We start from the raw sequence: 18,718 nt of genomic DNA on the forward strand, positions 1-18,718 counted from the left end.
GGTGACGGAACGTCAGCACCGTGCGGACAGGGCTGTCAGAGACCGCCCTCGGACATCCCGTGCACCGCCGGGATCGTGCCCAGCCGGCCCTTCTGGAAGTCCTCGAAGGCCTGCATGAGCTCCTCCTTGGTGTTCATCACGAAGGGGCCGTAGTGGGCCATGGGCTCGCGGATGGGCTGCCCGCCGAGGAGGACGACCTCCAGGTCCGGGGTGTGCGAGTCCTGCTTCTCGTCCGCGCGGACGGTCAGCGAGGAACCGGCACCGAAGACGGCGGTCTGCCCGAGGTGGATCGGACGCCGCTCGGTGCCGACCGCACCGCGCCCGGCGAGGACGTACGCGAGACCGTTGAAGTCCTCGCGCCACGGCAGGGTGATCTCCGCACCCGGCGCCAGCGTGGCGTGGATCATCGTGATCGGCGTGTGCGTGATGCCGGGACCCTGGTGACCGTCCAGCTCACCGGCGATGACGCGGAGCAGCGCGCCGCCGTCGGGGGAGCTGAGCAGCTGGACGTTGCCACCGCGGATGTCCTGGTAGCGCGGGTCCATCATCTTGTCCTTGGCCGGGAGGTTCACCCACAGCTGCAGACCGTGGAAGAGACCGCCGGACATGACGAGGGACTCCGGCGGCGCCTCGATGTGCAGCAGGCCGGAGCCCGCGGTCATCCACTGGGTGTCGCCGTTGGTGATGGTGCCGCCGCCACCGTTGGAGTCCTGGTGGTCGAAGATCCCGTCGATGATGTAGGTGACGGTCTCGAAGCCCCGGTGCGGGTGCCAGGGGGTGCCCTTGGGCTCGCCCGGCGCGTACTCCACCTCGCCCATCTGGTCCATCATGATGAACGGGTCGAGGTGGCGGTAGTGGATCCCGGCGAACGCACGGCGCACCGGGAAGCCCTCGCCCTCGAAGCCGCTGGGCGCGGTCGTGACGCCGAGCACGGGACGTGCCACGGAGTCGGCTGGCGCGGTCACGCGCGGCAGCGTCAGCGGGTTCTCGACGGTCACTGCAGGCATGTCGGTACCTCCTTGTACGGCCAGTTTAGTTGAGCATTGAACTTTCTGCCACCCTCAACAGAAGAAGCCCGGAGGGCATTCCCTCCGGGCTCCGGGTTCCGGGCTCCGCGCCCACGCACGCAAGCGTCAGCCGCCATACATCCTGCGCATCGCGAACTCGACCATCTGCTCGACCGCCTTCGCGTCGAAGACCATCCGGTGCTCACCCTCCATGTCGAGGACGAAGCCGTAGCCGGTGGGCAGCAGATCGATCACCTCGGCGCCGGTGATCACGAAGTACTTGGACTCCTTGCCCGCGTACCGGCGCAGTTCCTTCAGCGAGGTGAACATCGGGATCACCGGCTGCTGGGTGTTGTGCAGGGCGAGGAAGCCGGGGTTGTCGCCCCGCGGGCAGTACACCTTGGAGGTCGCGAAGACCTGCTGGAAGTCCTCGGCGGTCACCTGCCCGGTGGTGAAGGCGCGCACCGCGTCCGCGAGCGAGGGCGGGGACGGCTCCGGGTAGAGCGGCGGCTGCTGCCCGTACCCGCCGAGGCCGCCGGCCATCTGCTGCTGCGACGAGGCGTACTGCTGCTGTGCACCGACGTTCTGGTCATAGCCGTACATGGGCGCAAGCGTACCGAGACGAAGGGCGCGGGCGGGGCGGTACGGCGCCTGCGCACGGTCCATGGGGAGCTCACAGGTGCCCCCCTGGCTTCGCACAGCGGGCCCCCATAGCGTCCCTCACATCAAAGAAAGCCCCACGGGACGGCAAAGCCAGGACCATCTGCCGCAAGGAGACACAGCCATGCACGGACACCACCACGACGAGGACCACGAGCACGACAGAGGCCTCTCCTACGACCTCCCCGTCCTCGCCCGCCGGCGGATGATCCGGCTGATGGCCGGGGCGAGCCTGGTCCCGCTGGTGGGCTGCAGCTCGCAGGAGCAGACGTCGGCCTCGTCCGCCTCCTCCTCGGCGGCCGCGTCCTCCGGCAGCTCGTCCGGCTCGTCGCCATCGTCCTCCTCGTCCTCCGAGTGCGCGACGATCCCGAACGAGACGGCCGGCCCCTACCCGGGAGACGGCTCGAACGGCGTGAACGTCCTGAAGGAGAGCGGTGTCGTGCGCGGCGACATCACCAGGAGCTTCGGCGACTCCGCGGGCGGCACCGCCGAGGGCGTGCCCCTGACCGTCACGCTCACCGTCGTGGACGCCGCCTCCGGCTGCGGCACCCCGAAGAAGGGCGCCGCCGTCTACCTGTGGCACTGCGACCGCGACGGCAACTACTCCCTCTACTCCGAGGGCGTCACCGACGAGAACTACCTGCGGGGCGTGCAGGAGACGGACGACAAGGGCCAGGTCACCTTCAAGAGCATCTTCCCCGCGTGCTACTCGGGCCGCTGGCCGCACATCCACTTCGAGGTCTATGGCAGCCTGGAGGACGCCACCGCGGCCACCTCCATCACGAACACCTCCCAGCTCGCGCTGCCGAAGGACGTCTGCGACACCGTGTACGCCACGGACGGCTACAGCCAGAGCGTGCGGAACCTGGGTCAGCTCTCCCTGGAGACGGACAACATCTTCAGCGACGGCCACGAGCAGCAGCTGGCGACGGTGAAGGGCAGCGTCGAGGAGGGATACACGGCGACACTGACGGTTCCGGTGTGAGTCGTCACAGATGCCGGATCGGGGTTGCTTCTTATTACCGACGGGTAGCATCATCGTAGCTACTTGTTGGTATGTGAACTAGCCGCGAGGAGTCGATGCCTCGCCGATCCCTCTACGGAGCCGTCACCATGGGGCACTACAAGCCGAATCTCCGCGACATCGAGTTCAACCTCTTCGAAGTACTCGGACGCGACAAGCTGTACGGCACCGGCCCGTTCGAGGAGATGGACACCGACACCGCGAAGAGCGTTCTCGAGGAGCTGACGCGTCTCGCGGAGAACGAGCTGGCCGAGTCCTTCGCGGACGCCGACCGCAACCCGCCGGTCTTCGACCCGGAGACGAACACCGCGCCGGTCCCGGCGTCCTTCAAGAAGAGCTACAAGGCCTTCATGGACTCCGAGTACTGGCGGCTCGGCCTGCCCGAGGGGATCGGCGGCACGACGGCTCCGCCGTCCCTGATCTGGTCGTACGCGGAGCTGATCCTCGGCTCGAACCCGGCCGTGTGGATGTACTCCTCCGGCCCGGCGTTCGCCGGGATCCTCTACGACGAGGGCAACGACGTCCAGAAGAAGATCGCCCAGATCGCCGTGGAGAAGACCTGGGGCTCGACCATGGTGCTCACCGAGCCGGACGCCGGCTCGGACGTCGGTGCCGGTCGCACCAAGGCCGTCCAGCAGGAGGACGGCTCCTGGCACATCGAGGGCGTGAAGCGCTTCATCACGTCCGGTGAGCACGACATGGAGGAGAACATCCTCCACTACGTCCTCGCGCGTCCCGAGGGCGCGGGCCCCGGCACCAAGGGCCTGTCCCTCTTCCTCGTCCCGAAGTACCTCTTCGACTTCGAGACCGGCGAGCTGGGCGAGCGCAACGGCGTCTACGCCACCAACGTCGAGCACAAGATGGGCCTCAAGGCCTCCAACACCTGCGAGATGACCTTCGGCGACCGCCACCCGGCCAAGGGCTGGCTGATCGGCGACAAGCACGACGGCATCCGCCAGATGTTCCGGATCATCGAGTTCGCCCGCATGATGGTCGGCACGAAGGCGATCTCCACTCTCTCGACGGGCTACCTCAACGCCCTCGAGTACGCCAAGGAGCGCGTCCAGGGCCCGGACCTCGCGAACTTCATGGACAAGACCGCGCCCAAGGTCACCATCACGCACCACCCCGACGTCCGCCGCTCGCTGATGACGCAGAAGGCGTACGCCGAGGGCATGCGCGCGCTGGTGCTCTACACGGCGTCGGTGCAGGACTCGATCGCGGTGAAGGAGGCGGCGGGCGAGGACTCGTCGGCGGAGCACGCGCTCAACGACCTCCTCCTCCCGATCGTCAAGGGCTACGGCTCGGAGAAGGGCTACGAGCAGCTGGCCCAGTCGCTGCAGACCTTCGGCGGCTCCGGCTTCCTGCAGGAGTACCCGATCGAGCAGTACATCCGCGACGCCAAGATCGACACGCTCTACGAGGGCACGACCGCGATCCAGGGCCAGGACTTCTTCTTCCGGAAGATCGTCCGCAACCAGGGCGCGGCGCTGAACTCCCTCGCCGAGGACATCAAGAAGTTCCTGGCGCTGGGCGAGGGCGGCGAGGACCTGGCGGGCGCCCGCGAGCACCTGGCCAAGGCGGCCGTGGAGCTGGAGGCCATCGTCGGCCTCATGCTCACGGACCTCGCGGCCACCGAGCAGGACGTCAAGAACATCTACAAGGTGGGCCTCAACACCAGCCGCCTGCTGCTCGCCTCCGGCGACGTCATCGTCGGCTACCTGCTGCTCAAGGGCGCCGCGGTGGCGGCGGACAAGCTGCAGACGGCGTCCGCCAAGGACAAGGCGTTCTACACGGGCAAGATCGCGGCAGCGAAGTTCTTCGCCGCCAACGTCCTCCCGGGCGTCACCCTGGCCCGCAAGATCGCCGAGGGCGTCGACCTGGACCTGATGGAACTGGACGAGGCGGCGTTCTAGGACGAGGCGGCGTTCCAGAAGGAAGAAGTCGCACGGCGGCCGGGCACGCCGTCAGTCCGCGGGCATGAGTTCCGCCCTGGGCCGACCGCCCCGCCGTCGAAGACACCCCCCACACGAGGGCCCCCTCCCCTTCCACAGGGAGGGGGCCCTCGTACGTCGTTAAGGTGAACTCCATGAGCGAACCCCACCGCTTCGACCGCGGCCACACCGACGACCTCATGTCCTTCCTCGCGGCGAGCCCCTCCCCGTACCACGCCGTGGCGAACGCCGCCGAACGGCTGGAGAAGGCCGGCTTCCGCCAGGTCGCCGAGACGGACGCCTGGGACGGGACGAGCGGCGGCAAGTACGTGATCCGCGGCGGCGCGATCGTGGCCTGGTACGTCCCGGAGGGCGCCGCACCGCACACCCCCTTCCGCATCATCGGCGCGCACACCGACTCCCCCAACCTGCGTGTCAAGCCGCTGCCCGACAGCGGAGCGCACGGCTGGCGTCAGGTGGCCGTGGAGATCTACGGCGGACCGCTGCTCAACTCCTGGCTCGACCGCGACCTGGGCCTGGCCGGCCGGCTCACCCTGCGCGACGGCTCGACGCGCCTGGTGAACGTCGACCGGCCCCTGCTGCGCGTCCCCCAGCTCGCCGTGCACCTCGACCGTTCGGTGAACACGGAGGGGCTCAAGCTCGACAAGCAGCGCCACCTGCAGCCGGTCTGGGGCCTCGGCAACGACGTCCGCGACGGCGACCTGATCGCCTTCCTGGAGGAGACCGCAGGCATCCCAGCCGGCGAGGTCGCCGGCTGGGACCTGATGGTGCACTCCGTGGAGCCGCCGGCGTACCTCGGCCGGGACAAGGAACTGGTCGCGGCCCCCCGCATGGACAACCTGCTCTCCGTTCACGCCGCTGCGGCGGCCCTGGCCGCGGTGGCGACGAGCGGCGCGGGCCTGCCGTACGTCCCCGTCCTCGCCGCCTTCGACCACGAGGAGAACGGCTCGCAGTCGGACACCGGCGCGGACGGCCCGCTGCTCGGCAGCGTGCTGGAGCGTTCGGTGTTCGCGCGCGGAGGGTCGTACGAGGACCGGGCCCGTGCCTTCGCCGGCACCGTCTGTCTGTCCTCCGACACCGGTCACGCCGTCCACCCCAACTACGCGGAGCGGCACGACCCGACGCACCACCCGCGCGTCAACGGCGGGCCGATCCTGAAGGTCAACGTCAACAACCGCTATGCCACGGACGGTTCGGGCCGCGCCGCCTTCGCCGCCGCCTGCGAGAAGGCCGACGTGCCCTTCCAGTCGTTCGTCTCCAACAACTCCATGCCGTGCGGTACGACGATCGGCCCGATCACCGCCGCCCGGCACGGCATCAGGACCGTCGACATCGGCGTGGCCATCCTGTCGATGCACAGCGCCCGCGAACTGTGCGGCGCGGCCGACCCGTTCCTGCTGGCGAACACGCTGGTGGCGTTCCTGGAGGGGTAGAACGGGCGAGCCCCGCATGGCTGTTGCCCGCCTGGGTACCCGGGTCGCGGACCGGAACGACCGGACCGCACAGGGAGGCGACACTCATGGGCCTCGGCGGATGCATCATCCTCATCGCCGTGGGAGCCATCCTCACGTTCGCGACCGACTGGAACATGGAGGGGGTCAACCTCGACCTGGTCGGCATCATCCTGATGATCGTCGGCCTGATCGGCGTCAGCACGTTCAGCAGCATCGCCCGCCGCAGGCGCGTGGTGGTGCCGCCCGCGACGCCGGTCATCGACGAGGAGGGCCACCACCATCGCCACCGCGACGGCTACAGCGACGGGTACGGGGTGTGAGCACGCCACCCCAACCCGGACACATCCGCCGGAGCGGCACAGGTGCCCCGACGCCGTACGCACAGGGCGACGACAGACAACCTTGAGCAATCCGTGATCGAAAGCACCCTGTCCATTTGTGTGAATGCAGTGAAGATTCTCGCCGAGGGCGGGACGGACCGGCTGCCCCTGGTGCCGACGGGCATGGGAGTCGCTGACCGTGGCGACCCTGGCGGCCGTGGGCCCGGGGCCCCTGCACCGGCGCTTCCGCGTGCGGCTCGGCACGACTCCGCCGGCCCGGCTGACGCGCCGGCCGGGACTCAGCCCGTCGGCCTACCGTCGGCGTTCCGGACCGGCGGTCGGGGAAGCGGTAACGGCATGAGATTCCTCGTACGCGACCGGCTCCTGGGCATCGGCGACGACTACTGGATCGAGGACGACCGCGGCGCCAAGGTGTTCCTCGTCGACGGCAAGGCGATGCGGCTGCGCGACACCTTCGAGCTGAAGGACATGCACGGGCGCGTGCTCGTCGACATCCGCCGGAAGATGTTCGCCGTGCGGGACACCATGGTGATCGAGCGGGACGGCGAGCCCCTGGCGACGATCCGCCGCAAACGGCTCTCGCTGTTGCGCAACCACTACCGGGTCAGCCTGGTGGACGGCACCGAACTCGACGTCAGCGGCAAGATCCTCGACCGGGAGTTCGCCGTCGAGTACGACGGTGAACTGCTGGCCGTCGTCTCGCGCCGCTGGCTGCACGTGCGCGAGACGTACGGCGTGGACGTCGTCCGGGAGGACGCGGATCCGGCACTGCTGATCGCGGTGACGGTGTGCGTGATCCACCTGGCGGAGAAGGAGCGGGAGTCGGAGTAGGCGCAGGAGACCTGGTCAGCGGCGAGGCGGCTCCAGCCCCAGCACCCGGTCCTTCAGCGCCGGGAACTGCTCCCGGGTCACCCCGACCCTCGACGGGTCGAACTCCACCGTGAGGACCTCCTCGCCGGCGCCGGCCTCCGCCAGCACCTCCCCCCACGGATCCACCACGATCGAGTGACCCGCCTGCGGAACTCCCGCATGCGTCCCGGCCGTTCCACACGCAAGCACGAACGCCTGGTTCTCCACCGCCCGCGCCTGGGCCAGCAGCGTCCAGTGCGCCCGCCGCCGCTCGGGCCAGCCCGCCGGGAGGACCAGGGTCTGAGCGCCGGCATCGACGAGCCCACGGAACAACTCGGGGAATCGGAGGTCGTAACAGGTCGCGAGGCCCAGAGTGGTCTCCGCCAGACGAACCGTCACCAGGTCCCGCCCCGCCCCCATCAGCACGGCCTCGCCCTTGTCGAAGCCGAAGCGGTGGATCTTGCGGTAGGAGGCCACCAGATCACCGGAGGGAGAGAAGACGAGCGACGTGTTGTACAGCGTCCCCTGGGGGGCACGCTCCGGAATCGACCCGGCGTGCAGCCACACGCCCGCATCGCTCGCGGCCTTGGCCATCGCCTCGTGCGTCGGCCCCTCGAGCGGCTCGGCCTCGCTTCCGAACGCCTCGTACGCGAACGCTCCCGTGGTCCACAGCTCCGGCAACACGACGAGATCGGTTCCGGCCTGATCCCGTACCAGCGCCGCCACCCGCCGCCGACGCGATTCGACCGATTCGCCCTCGTCTACGGCGATCTGGATCAGAGAGGCGCGCACACTACCACCGTCCTGGCATTCGAGCCGTCCACACGGGCCTACGATCGTCACACGAAAGCACTGCCGGGGTGCCTCACAGCAGCGTAACTTAGCGTTCCGAGACACCCGCCGACAGCAGCCACCTCCCACTGGCAACGCCGCCGCAACCCGCCCGTGTACCGACCGCCGAGGGGCCCCGTTCCGTGAGTCTGCATCCCACCCTCCAGCCCTACGCCGACGCCTGGACCCACTCCATCGAAGCCATATCCGAGCTGGTGCAGCCGCTTGTGGAGGGTGAGTGGAACCGGCGCACCCCGTGCCCCGGCTGGTCTGTCCGCGACATCGTCTCCCATGTCATCGGCCTGGACTGCGAGATGCTCGGCGACCCGCGCCCCATCCACACGCTCCCGCGCGACCTGTTCCACGTCACCAACGACCACCAGCGCTACATGGAGATGCAGGTCGACGTCCGCCGCCATCACACGGCACCCGAGATGACGTCCGAGCTGGAGTACACGGTCATCCGCCGCAACCGCCAGCTGCGCAACGAGTCGCGCGATCCCGGTACGAAGGTGCGCGGCCCCCTCGGCAGCGAGCTCACCCTCGAGGAGGCCATGCGGGGCCACGCGTTCAACGTGTGGGTGCACGAGCAGGACCTGCGCGCGGCCCTCGGCCGCCCCGGCAACCTCGACTCGCCCGGCGCACACATCGCCCGCGACGTGCTCCTCGCCGACCTGCCCCGCGTCGTCGCCGACGAAGCGGGCGCGCCCCGCAGCTCGGCGGTCGTCTTCGACGTCCACGGCCCGGTGGAGTTCCTGCGCACCATCCGCGTCGACATCCAGGGCCGCGGCACCCTCGAAACGGCGCCCGCGCTAGGCCCCGCCGCCACCCTCGCCCTCGACTGGGAGACCTACGTCCGCCTGGCCTGCGGCCGCGTGACCCCGGACGCGGTGACGGACCGGGTGAAGACGGAGGGAGACCCGGAACTGACGGCGGCGATCCTGAGGAACTTCACGGTGACGCAGTAGTCCGGTGGCTTGCGCAGCCTGCGGTCAGCGCCATGGCGGCACCCCGCCGGCGCCGGGCTGCGCGACCCACCCCACACAGACCCCGGCACGGGGCACCGTCACGCAGGAACGTGCACCGTCTCCACCCGGCTGGCGACCAGCCGCTCCCGCTCCCGCCGGGCCGCCCGCCTCCGCAACCGCAGAATCTGACTCACGCCGAGCGCCTGCAGCACGAACACCACGGAGAACGCGACGGTGTAGTCGTCCCCGGTCACATCCAGCAGCACCCCGACCGCGAACAACGTCGTCATGGAGGCGACGAAGCCACCCATGTTGGTGATGCCGGAGGCGGTCCCCTGCCGCTCCGCGGGATTGGCCGGCCGGGCGAAGTCGAACCCGATCATCGAGGCCGGCCCGCACGCCCCCAGCACCGCGCACAGCACCACAAGGAGCCACATCGGCGCCCGGTCGGCGGGGTAGAACAGGGTGACGGCCCATACCGAGGCCGTCGCCCCCACCGTCCCCAGCGCGAGCGGCAGCCGCGCCCCGTGGTGCCGGGCGACGATCTGGCCGTACACCAGCCCGATCACCATGTTGGCCAGCACGACGAGGGTCAGCAGTTCCCCGGCCGTGGCCCGCGACAGCCCCTGGGCCTCCACCAGGAACGGCAGCCCCCACAGCAGCAGGAAGACCATCGCCGGGAACTGGGTCGTGAAGTGGACCCACAGCCCGAGCCGCGTCCCCGGCTCCCGCCAGGACGCGGCGATCTGCCGGCGCACGTACGCCGCGCCCCGGTGCGGGAAGGGCTCGGGCTCGTGCCCCTCGGGGTGGTCCTTCAGGAACAACAGCAGCAGCACCAGCACCACCACACCCGCCAGCGCGCTGCCCGCGAACGCCGCCGTCCATCCGACGCCGTGCAGCAGCCGGGCCAGTACGAGCGTGGAGACCAGGTTGCCCGCCATCCCGGCCAGCCCCGCGAGCTGCGCGACCAGGGGCCCGCGCCGGGCCGGGAACCAGCGCGTGCCCAGCCGCAGCACGCTGATGAAGGTCATCGCGTCACCGCATCCGAGCAGCGCGCGCGAGGCGAGCGCCATGCCGTACGTGGGTGAGAGGGCGAAGCCGAGCTGGCCCGCCGTGAACAGGACGACCCCGATGCCCAGCACCTTCTTCGTGCCGAGCCGGTCGACGAGCAGGCCGACGGGGATCTGCATGCCCGCGTACACGAGCAGCTGCAGGATCGAGAACGTCGCCAGGGCGGAGGCGTTCACATGGAAACGGTCCGCCGCGTCGAGACCGGCCACCCCGAGGGACGTACGGAAGATGACGGCGACGAAGTAGACCGAGACGCCGACGCCCCAGACGGCGACGGCGCGCCCGCCGCCCGGAGGGTCTCCCGGCAGCGCGGCCGAGGAGGAGCTCATCGGACCTCACCCCGCGCCAGGTGCGAGAACCAGCTGATGTGCCGGTGCACCACTCCGACGGCCGCCTCCGCGTCGCCGGAGCGCAGCGCTTCGAGGATCTCCTCGTGCTCGACGAGGCCCTTGGCGATCCGGTCGGGGTGGGAGTGCAGGACGGCGACTCCCATGCGCAGCTGGCGGTCGCGGAGTTGGTCGTACAGCCGCGAAAGGATCTCGTTGCCGCCGCTGCGGACGATCTCCGCGTGGAAGCAGCGGTCGGTGACGGCGGCCGCGGCCAGGTCACCGGCGGCGGCCTGTTCCTTCTGCCGCTCGAGCAGTTCCTCGAGCCGTTCGATGAGCCCGCGGGGCGCGGGTACGGCCTTGCGGGCGGCGTGCTCCTCGACCAGCAGCCGGGTCTCCACCACGTCCGCGATCTCCTGCGCGGAGACGGGCAGGACCAGCGCGCCCTTCTTCGGGTAGAGCTTGATCAGCCCCTCCACCTCGAGCCGCAGCAGCGCCTCGCGCACGGGGGTGCGTGACACCCCGACCGCCTCGGCGAGCTCTCCTTCGGTGAGCAGCGTTCCGCCCTCGTAACGGCGGTCCAGGACGCCCTGCTTGACGTGGGTGTAGACGCGGTCGGCGGCGGGGGGTTGCTTGGTGGTCGGCTTCACGGGCGCGGGTGGGGCGGACGGCATGCGAACAGGATAGATACAACACGCACTTATGAGGCGTCACCATCCACCATGCGGACCGGTGACGGACGCCACACGCGGAACTCCGAATTTGCGTACGACTGTCGCACAACCTCTCGTGCTACTTACGTGTCACACACGTGCGGCCCCACCTTCTTCTCTCCAACTCGGCCGCATTTCCGGGGCATTCGACGTATTCGGGGTATTTGAGTTGATAACCGCCACCAAGGGTTTCCGTGTCCGCAGGGCCGCCGCCGTCGCCGTGACGACCGCCGCAGTGCTCGCCACCGGAGCTCTCACCGCGGCACCCGCGCAAGCTCTCACGACGCCCACCATCACCGCCAAGGGCGGGTTCCTGATGAACAGCGCGACCGGCACGACGCTCTACGCCAAGGGCGCCGACACGAAGAGGCTCACCGCCTCCACGACGAAGATCATGACCGCGAAGGTCGTCCTCTCGCAGTCGAACCTGAACCTGGACGCCAAGGTCACCATCAAGAAGGCGTACAGCGACTACATCGTCTCCAAGGGCGCCTCGTCGGCACACCTGATCGTCGGCGACAAGGTCACCGTCCGCCAGCTGCTCTACGGGATGATGCTGCCGTCCGGCTGCGACGCCGCGATGGCCCTCGCCGACAAGTTCGGTACCGGCACGACCGTGTCCGCGCGCACGAAGTCGTTCATCTCGAAGATGAACACGATGGCCACGAGCCTCGGCATGACGAACACGCACTTCGACTCGTTCGACGGCATCAGCAACGGCTCCAACTACTCGACGCCGCGCGATCTGACGAAGCTCGCCCGGAGCGCCATGAAGAGCACCACGTTCAAGAGCGTCGTGAAGACCAAGTCGTACACGGCCAAGACGATCACCAGCACCGGCTCCACCCGCACGATGGCCGCGTGGGCCAACACCAACACGCTGCTCGGCTGGAACGGCACGCTCGGCGTGAAGACCGGTTCCGGCACCTCGGCCCAGTACTGCCTCGTCTTCGCCGCCACGCTCAACGGCGAGTCGGTGATGGGCACCGTCCTCGCCTCGTCCTCCGCGGCCAACCGCACGACGGACGTGAAGAAGCTGATCACCTACGGCTACGCCAAGATCAGCTGACGCCGCGCACTCCGTGAACGGGCCCGCCGCGACTCTGCGGCGGGCCCGTTGCCACTCATCGGTACGCGTCCGCGGTGATGGCCGCGAGCGCCTCGGCCAGGGCGGAGCGGAGTTTGTCGTGGGCCGGTCCCGGGCTGTGTTCGGGGGCCGTGCGCTCCTCGCCGTAGAGCCACACCGGGGCGCGCCGGCGCTCCTGAGGCTCCCAGTGGTAGCGGGCGTGGACGTGCGCGTGCAGATGGTTCCAGAAGTTGCCGAGGATCTCGTAGTTGACGCGGTAGAACTCCGGGTCGGCTGCCGAGCAGACCTGCTGGACCGCTTCGCCCAGCAGGGAAAGATCCATCAGGAAGCCGGCCCGGTCGGCACGCGAGAGGTCGGTCAGATGGTCCGCGCTCTCGTGGACCAGCAGGCAGTAGCCGGGCAGGAACTGCGTGCTGCCCAGGACGGCCCAGCCGGTCCGCATCCGGTGCAGGACGTTGGGTTCGTCGCCCTGTCTGAGTACGTCGATCCAGTCGGTGTCCGACACCCTGTTCCGCCTTCCCCTTTTTCGGCTGTGGTGCTCCCGGAAACGCCGGTCGCCCCGCCGCGCCGGAGGCGGGACGGGGCGACCGTGGCTCACCGGGTCAGGCCCAGGTGATCAGCTTCTTCGGCTGCTCCAGGATCGCCGCCACGTCCGCCAGCACCTTGGAGCCCAGCTCGCCGTCCACCAAGCGGTGGTCGAAGGACAGCGCCAGGGTGGTCACCTGACGCGGCTTCACCTTGCCCTTGTGGACCCACGGCTGGAGCCTGATCGCACCGACCGCGAGGATCGCGGACTCGCCGGGGTTGAGGATCGGCGTGCCGGTGTCGACGCCGAAGACGCCGACGTTGGTGATGGTGACGGTGCCGCCCTGCATGGCCGCCGGGGACGTTTTGCCCTCGCGCGCCGTGCCCACCAACTCGCCCAGCGCCTCCGCCAGCTGCGGAAGGGTCTTGTCGTGCGCGTCCTTGACGTTCGGGACGATCAGGCCGCGGGGGGTCGCCGCCGCGATGCCCAGGTTGACGTAGTGCTTGACCACGATCTCCTGGTTCGCCTCGTCCCAGGACGCGTTGATCTCCGGATGGCGCTTGATCGCGACGAGCAGGGCCTTGGCGATCAGCAGGAGCGGGTTCACCCGCAGGCCCTGCATGTCCTTGTCCTGCTTCAGCTCCTCGACGAGCTTCAGCGTGCGCGTCACGTCGACCGTCACGAACTCCGTGACGTGCGGCGCCGTGAACGCCGAGCCGACCATCGCCGCGGCCGTGACCTTGCGGACACCCTTGACGGGGATACGGGTCTCACGGGCCGTGTCGTACGTCGGTACGGGCGCGGGAGGCGCGGAAACAGCCGGCTCCGCCACCGTCACCGGCTCGGGGGCCTGCGGCGGGGCCGCCGCCGCGTGGACGTCCTCGCGCGTGATGATGCCGTCGGGGCCCGACGGGGTGATCGTCGCCAGGTCGACGCCGAGGTCCTTCGCCAGCTTGCGCACCGGCGGCTTCGCCAGCGGGCGCGGCTTGGCCTGACCGTGGCCGTTCAGCTCGGACTGCAGCGCGGCGGAGGCCTCCTGCACCGGGACCTCCGGGCCCTTGCGCGGACGGCGCTTGGTGGAGGAGGTGGCCACGCCGTAGCCGACGAGGACGGGCGTGCGGCCCGTGCTCTCGGGCTTCGGCTCCTCATTCGGGGGCTCCGCCGTCTTCGGTGCGGGTGCCTCCGCCGGGGCCCCGCCGCCCGTCACGTCCACCGCGATGATCGGCGTGCCCACGTCGACCGTGGTGCCCTCGGGGAAGTGGAGGTCGCGGACCACACCGTCGTACGGGATGGGGAGTTCCACGGCCGCCTTGGCCGTCTCGACCTCGCAGACCACCTGGCCGTCCGTCACCGTGTCGCCGGGCTGCACGTACCACTTGAGGATCTCGGCCTCGGTGAGTCCCTCGCCCACGTCGGGCATCCTGAACTCCCGAACGGACGCTTCAGTCATCGTCGTCACGACCTTCTCCTCAGTACGCCAGGGCACGGTCGACGGCGTCGAGCACCCGGTCCAGGCCCGGCAGGTACTCCTCCTCCAGGCGGGCCGGCGGGTACGGGGCGTGGTAGCCGCCGACCCTGAGCACCGGGGCCTCCAGGTGGTAGAAGCAGCGCTCCGTGATCCGGGCGGCGATCTCCGCGCCGGAGCCGAAGAACACGGGGGCCTCGTGGACGACGACCAGCCGGCGGGTCTTCTCCACCGAGGTCTGGATCGAGTCGAAGTCGAGCGGTGAGACCGAGCGCAGGTCCAGGACCTCCAGGGACTTGCCCTCCTCGGCGGCCGCGTCGGCGACCTCCTGGCAGAGTTTGACCATCGGGCCGTAGGCGGCGAGGGTCAGGTCGGTGCCCTCGCGGACCACACGTGCCTTGTGCAGGGGGCCGGGGATCGCCTCGGTGTTGACCTCGGCCTTGTCCCAGTAGCGCCGCTTGGGCTCGAAGAAGATCACCGGGTCGTCGCTCTGGATGGCCTGCTGCATCATCCAGTACGCGTCGGAGGCGTTCGACGGGGAGACGACCTTCAGACCCGACACATGCGCGAAGAGCGCCTCCGGGGACTCCGAGTGGTGCTCGACCGCGCCGATGCCGCCGCCGTAGGGGATGCGGACGACGACCGGGAGCTTGACCTTGCCCAGCGAGCGCGCGTGCATCTTCGCGAGCTGCGTGACGATCTGGTCGTACGCCGGGAAGACGAAGCCGTCGAACTGGATCTCCACCACGGGGCGGTAGCCGCGCAGGGCGAGACCGATCGCCGTGCCGACGATGCCCGACTCCGCGAGGGGCGTGTCGATGACGCGGCTCTCGCCGAAGTCCTTCTGCAGACCGTCCGTCACACGGAAGACGCCGCCGAGCTTGCCGACGTCCTCGCCCATGACGAGGACCTTGGGGTCGGCCTCCAGGGCGCTGCGCAGCGACTCGTTGATCGCCTTGGCCAGGGCCATCTTCTCCGCTGCCATGATCAGGCCCCCTCTACATCTGCGAACGACGCCTGGTAGGCGGCGAACTGGGCTCGCTCCTCGTCGACGAGCGCATGCCCGTCCGCGTACACGTTCTCGAACATGGCGAAGTGGTCCGGGTCCGGCATGGCACGGACCGCTTCGCGCACTCGCCTGCCCAACGCCTCGCTCTCGGCCTCGAGTTCCGCGAAAAATCCCTCGTCCGCGTGGTTTGAGGCCTCCAGGTAGCGGCGAAGCCGCAGGATCGGGTCCTTCGCCTCCCAGGCCAGCCGCTCCTCGTCGCCCCGGTAGCGGGTGGGGTCGTCGGAGGTGGTGTGGGCGCCCATGCGGTAGGTGTACGCCTCGACCAGGGTCGGGCCCTCGCCGCTGCGGGCACGCTCGAGGGCCCACTTGGTGACGGCCAGGGACGCCAGGACGTCGTTGCCGTCCACCCGTACGCCCGGGAAGCCGAAGCCCTGCGCGCGCTGGTAGAGCGGCACACGGGTCTGCTTCTCGGTCGGCTCGGAGATCGCCCACTGGTTGTTCTGGCAGAAGAACACGACCGGGGCGTTGTAGACCGCGGAGAACGTGAACGACTCGGCCACGTCGCCCTGGCTGGAGGCGCCGTCGCCGAAGTAGGCGATGACCGCGCTGTCCGCGCCGTCCTTGGCGATGCCCATCGCGTAGCCCGTGGCGTGCAGCGTCTGGGAGCCGATGACGATCGTGTAGAGGTGGAAGTTGTTGCCGTTCGGGTCCCAGCCGCCGTTGTTCACGCCGCGGAACATGCCGAGCAGGTTGGTCGGGTCGACGCCACGGCACCAGGCGACGCCGTGCTCGCGGTAGGTCGGGAAGACGTAGTCGTCGTCGCGCAGGGCCCGGCCGGAGCCGATCTGGGCGGCCTCCTGGCCCAGCAGCGACGCCCACAGGCCCAGCTCGCCCTGGCGCTGCAGGGAGGTGGCCTCGGCGTCGAAGCGACGGGTGAGCACCATGTCGCGGTACAGGCCGCGGAGCTCTTCGGGGGTGATGCCGGCGACGTACTTGTCGTACTCGGCGTTCTCGACACGCTCGCCCTCGGGCGTCAGCAGCTGTACGAGCTCGGGCTCGGCGTGTGGCGATTTCCTTGCGGTCGTGCGCTTGCCGGCCGTGCTCTTGGTACCGGCGCTGCGTCGCGGCTTGCGCGGGGCAGTGCTCTCCACGGTCACTCGTGCTCCTCCGTCGGTCCGGCTACCCGGGTTCGCCGGGTGCCAGTGCGGCTCACCTGAGGCCCCACGGACGCACAGGGTGGGTGCGGCCCGTGGGAAACAGGCGTGACAGGTGCCCCGGCGAGCGCCCTGCAGTAGGCACGTTACCCAGTGCTCCACATTTCTGTGAAACCCCTCCTGACCTGCGTTTTTGCTTGGATTTCCAAGTAAATCGCGAAAGCCGGGAACAGTTGCTGGTCACAGCCTTGCAGGGGGCCGGAACAACGGCACGTTATCTCGGTGACCCAGGTCACCGGAAGAGTTCACCTCGGGCGGGTCTCGAGCATCACCCGCTACCGAAAGCGACCGACGGTTACTTTCTGTGACAGTAGTGAACCGGCCGAACGCTCAGCCGAGGCTCCCGAGCCCTGTCGCACCGCCGTTGCCGGTGCCGCCGTCGGCCGGGTTCGATCCGCCCGGGTCGGACGGCTCGGACGCCGGGTCGGAAGGGGACGCCGTCTGGGAAGCGCTCGCCCCGTCCGACGGCTCGTCACTCGGCTCGCTGCTGGCGGTCTCTGACGGCGTGTACGAGGGCGTGTAGGACGGCGAGTAGTGCGACCCGTCGTCCGAACCGGTGCCGTTGTCCGTCGAGTCGCCCGTCTCCTCGTCGGACGGCTCCTCGCTCGGCGTCGCGCTGGACTGCTCGTCCGTGGCGGTCTGCGAGGTGGTCGGCGACTGCGTCGTGCCTTTCCCCCCGCCACCGTTGCCCCCGTTGTTCAGGGCCAGCGCCACACCCGCGGCAATGGCGATCACCGCGAGCACCGCGAGGACCCACAGCTTGCCGCGGCCGCTGCCCTTGTTGCCGTGGCCCTCGAAGCCGCCGTCGTCCCCGCCGCCGTACCCGCCGGGCAGCATCGGCTGCGGGATCTGCGTGGTGCCGGCGCCGTCGCCCGGGTGCGGCAGCACCGTCGTGTTCGCGAAGCCGCCCGCCGGGGTGTGCCGGCCGTCGTGCATCGTGACCGGGCCGGTGTTCCAGGTACCGGTGTGCCCGCCCTGGTCGTACAGCATGGTCAGCCCGTACTGGACGAGGCCGCGCATCTCCTCGGCGGTCTGGAAACGGTCGTCCGGCTCCTTGGCGAGCGAGCGCATGACCAGACCGTCCAGCTCCGGCGGGGAGGCGTCCGAGACCTCCGACGGGGGCGTCGGGATGTCCTGAACATGCTGGTAGACCACCGACAGCGGGGTCTCGCCGACGAACGGCGGCCGCAGCGCGAGGAGTTCGTACAGCAGACAGCCCGTGGCGTACAGGTCGGAGCGGTGGTCGACCGCCTTGCCGAGGGCCTGCTCCGGCGACAGGTACTGCGGGGTGCCCATGACCATGCCGGTCTGCGTCATCGTCGTGGACGCGCCGTGCAGGGCGCGGGCGATGCCGAAGTCCATCACCTTCACGGCGCCGTTGTCGGTGATGATGACGTTCGCCGGCTTGATGTCGCGGTGCACGATGCCGTGCTGGTGCGAGTAGGCGAGCGCCTCGAGCACACCGGAGACGATGATCAGGGCCTGTTCCGGGCCCGGCGCCTCGGCGTTGATCAGCAGGTCGCGGATGGTGCGGCCCTCGACGATCTCCATCACGATGTACGGCACCGACTGGCCGCCCACGAAGTCCTCGCCGGAGTCGTAAACGGCGACGATGGCATGGTGGTTGAGCCCCGCCACCGACTGGGCCTCGCGCGTGAAGCGGGCCTTGGAGACCGGGTCCTCGGCGAGGTCGGCGCGCAGCAGCTTGACCGCCACGGTCCGCCCGAGGCGCACGTCCTCGGCGGCGAACACCTCGGCCATGCCGCCCCGGCCGAGTCTGCGGGTCAGCCGGTACCGGCCGTCACCGACAAGCCCGCCGTTACCCCACAGCTCCGGCGCGTCTGACATCCCGCCGCCAGTCGCCTCGGGGTCGGACGGGCCCTGAGCGCGCTGCTGCTGTGCCATCGGTCCTCGCCGTCGTTTCTGCCCGCGGTGCGCGCGGTGTTGTTACGGTCTCCGTCGGCCACGCTACAGCCTCCACGCAAGCCGCCGGACCGGGACGACCCCGGCAACAGGTGCCGGGCCGACCGGCCATCACATCCGTAGCACGCGCTCTCGTGCAAATTCTGTGTACCGCCCGTACGCCCCCTGTAACGCTTGCGCGACGCTTCTTTCGCGTACGGTCACGGAACGGGCACCGAGCTTGACGTGTCAGTGCCCTGGGGCAGACTTGGCCGGGAATAGCACTTTCGATCAATGGCTGATCGATGACTTCGAT

At 69.6% G+C, this 18,718-nt stretch carries 17 protein-coding genes and 1 pseudogene; 8 read left to right on the top strand and 10 right to left on the bottom strand.

Annotated features, from left to right (window positions below):
- Positions 1–35: 35 nt before the first annotated feature.
- Positions 36–1,007, bottom strand: coding sequence for a pirin family protein (locus ABZO29_RS22060; protein ID WP_367321913.1), 972 nt, complete (start codon positions 1,005–1,007; stop codon positions 36–38).
- Between the two features lie 126 nt (positions 1,008–1,133).
- Entirely contained in the window at positions 1,134–1,610 is a 477-nt protein-coding gene (locus ABZO29_RS22065; protein ID WP_367321914.1) for an SseB family protein, read from the bottom strand.
- 181 nt (positions 1,611–1,791) lie between these two features.
- Here ABZO29_RS22065 and ABZO29_RS22070 point away from each other — a divergent pair, with 181 nt between their 5' ends.
- From ABZO29_RS22070 to ABZO29_RS22095, 6 genes and pseudogenes are all read left to right on the top strand, one after another.
- A complete protein-coding gene (locus ABZO29_RS22070; protein ID WP_367321915.1) occupies positions 1,792–2,652 on the top strand; it encodes an intradiol ring-cleavage dioxygenase in 861 nt (286 codons plus the stop codon).
- 128 nt (positions 2,653–2,780) lie between these two features.
- Positions 2,781–4,607, top strand: coding sequence for an acyl-CoA dehydrogenase (locus ABZO29_RS22075; protein WP_367326195.1), 1,827 nt, complete (start codon positions 2,781–2,783; stop codon positions 4,605–4,607).
- A 173-nt stretch (positions 4,608–4,780) separates the two neighbouring features.
- Complete coding sequence (locus ABZO29_RS22080; RefSeq protein ID WP_367321916.1) at positions 4,781–6,079, top strand: M18 family aminopeptidase; 1,299 nt, start codon at positions 4,781–4,783, stop codon at positions 6,077–6,079.
- An 86-nt stretch (positions 6,080–6,165) separates the two neighbouring features.
- A complete protein-coding gene (locus tag ABZO29_RS22085; RefSeq protein ID WP_367321917.1) occupies positions 6,166–6,420 on the top strand; it encodes a DUF6458 family protein in 255 nt (84 codons plus the stop codon).
- A gap of 187 nt (positions 6,421–6,607) precedes the next feature.
- Positions 6,608–6,781 (top strand): annotated as a pseudogene (locus ABZO29_RS22090) (AraC family transcriptional regulator); the annotation flags it as partial.
- Positions 6,778–7,272, top strand: coding sequence for an LURP-one-related/scramblase family protein (locus ABZO29_RS22095; protein ID WP_367321918.1), 495 nt, complete (start codon positions 6,778–6,780; stop codon positions 7,270–7,272). The pseudogene ABZO29_RS22090 and the gene ABZO29_RS22095, both read left to right, overlap by 4 nt.
- 15 nt (positions 7,273–7,287) lie before the next feature.
- On the opposite strand, the gene ABZO29_RS22100 is transcribed toward ABZO29_RS22095, so the two are convergent.
- The gene (locus tag ABZO29_RS22100; protein WP_367321919.1) at positions 7,288–8,082 is read right to left on the bottom strand and encodes a carbon-nitrogen family hydrolase; all 795 of its coding nucleotides are present in this window, start codon (positions 8,080–8,082) and stop codon (positions 7,288–7,290) included.
- Between the two features lie 182 nt (positions 8,083–8,264).
- Between ABZO29_RS22100 and ABZO29_RS22105 the strand changes: the two genes are divergently transcribed.
- Positions 8,265–9,089 carry a maleylpyruvate isomerase family mycothiol-dependent enzyme gene (locus ABZO29_RS22105; RefSeq protein WP_367321920.1) on the top strand — a complete coding sequence of 275 codons (825 nt, stop codon included), beginning with the start codon at positions 8,265–8,267 and terminating at the stop codon, positions 9,087–9,089.
- Between the two features lie 98 nt (positions 9,090–9,187).
- Here ABZO29_RS22105 and ABZO29_RS22110 read toward each other — a convergent pair whose 3' ends face one another.
- Together ABZO29_RS22110 and ABZO29_RS22115 are read right to left on the bottom strand one after the other, a co-directional pair.
- Complete coding sequence (locus ABZO29_RS22110) at positions 9,188–10,489, bottom strand: nitrate/nitrite transporter (protein WP_367321921.1); 1,302 nt, start codon at positions 10,487–10,489, stop codon at positions 9,188–9,190.
- A complete protein-coding gene (locus tag ABZO29_RS22115; protein WP_367321922.1) occupies positions 10,486–11,160 on the bottom strand; it encodes a GntR family transcriptional regulator in 675 nt (224 codons plus the stop codon). The genes ABZO29_RS22110 and ABZO29_RS22115 overlap by 4 nt, the downstream gene beginning before the upstream one ends.
- 208 nt (positions 11,161–11,368) lie before the next feature.
- Here ABZO29_RS22115 and ABZO29_RS22120 point away from each other — a divergent pair, with 208 nt between their 5' ends.
- On the top strand, positions 11,369–12,268 hold the full coding sequence (locus ABZO29_RS22120) for a D-alanyl-D-alanine carboxypeptidase family protein (protein ID WP_367321923.1): 900 nt from the start codon (positions 11,369–11,371) through the stop codon (positions 12,266–12,268).
- Between the two features lie 55 nt (positions 12,269–12,323).
- Here the strand turns inward: ABZO29_RS22120 and ABZO29_RS22125 are convergent, their stop codons facing one another.
- The 5 genes from ABZO29_RS22125 to ABZO29_RS22145 form a co-directional block, all read right to left on the bottom strand.
- Positions 12,324–12,791, bottom strand: a complete 468-nt coding sequence (locus ABZO29_RS22125) for an HIT family protein (protein WP_367321924.1) — start codon at positions 12,789–12,791, stop codon at positions 12,324–12,326.
- A gap of 97 nt (positions 12,792–12,888) precedes the next feature.
- Complete coding sequence (locus tag ABZO29_RS22130) at positions 12,889–14,271, bottom strand: dihydrolipoamide acetyltransferase family protein (protein WP_367321925.1); 1,383 nt, start codon at positions 14,269–14,271, stop codon at positions 12,889–12,891.
- 10 nt (positions 14,272–14,281) lie between these two features.
- Positions 14,282–15,262, bottom strand: a complete 981-nt coding sequence (locus tag ABZO29_RS22135; protein WP_367321926.1) for an alpha-ketoacid dehydrogenase subunit beta — start codon at positions 15,260–15,262, stop codon at positions 14,282–14,284.
- Positions 15,263–15,264: 2 nt separating this feature from the next.
- Positions 15,265–16,443 carry a pyruvate dehydrogenase (acetyl-transferring) E1 component subunit alpha gene (gene pdhA, locus ABZO29_RS22140; RefSeq protein WP_367321927.1) on the bottom strand — a complete coding sequence of 393 codons (1,179 nt, stop codon included), beginning with the start codon at positions 16,441–16,443 and terminating at the stop codon, positions 15,265–15,267.
- Between the two features lie 387 nt (positions 16,444–16,830).
- Entirely contained in the window at positions 16,831–18,405 is a 1,575-nt protein-coding gene (locus ABZO29_RS22145; RefSeq protein WP_367321928.1) for a protein kinase, read from the bottom strand.
- Positions 18,406–18,718 lie beyond the last annotated feature (313 nt).

Source organism: Streptomyces sp. HUAS ZL42, assembly GCF_040782645.1.
GTDB lineage: Bacteria > Actinomycetota > Actinomycetes > Streptomycetales > Streptomycetaceae > Streptomyces.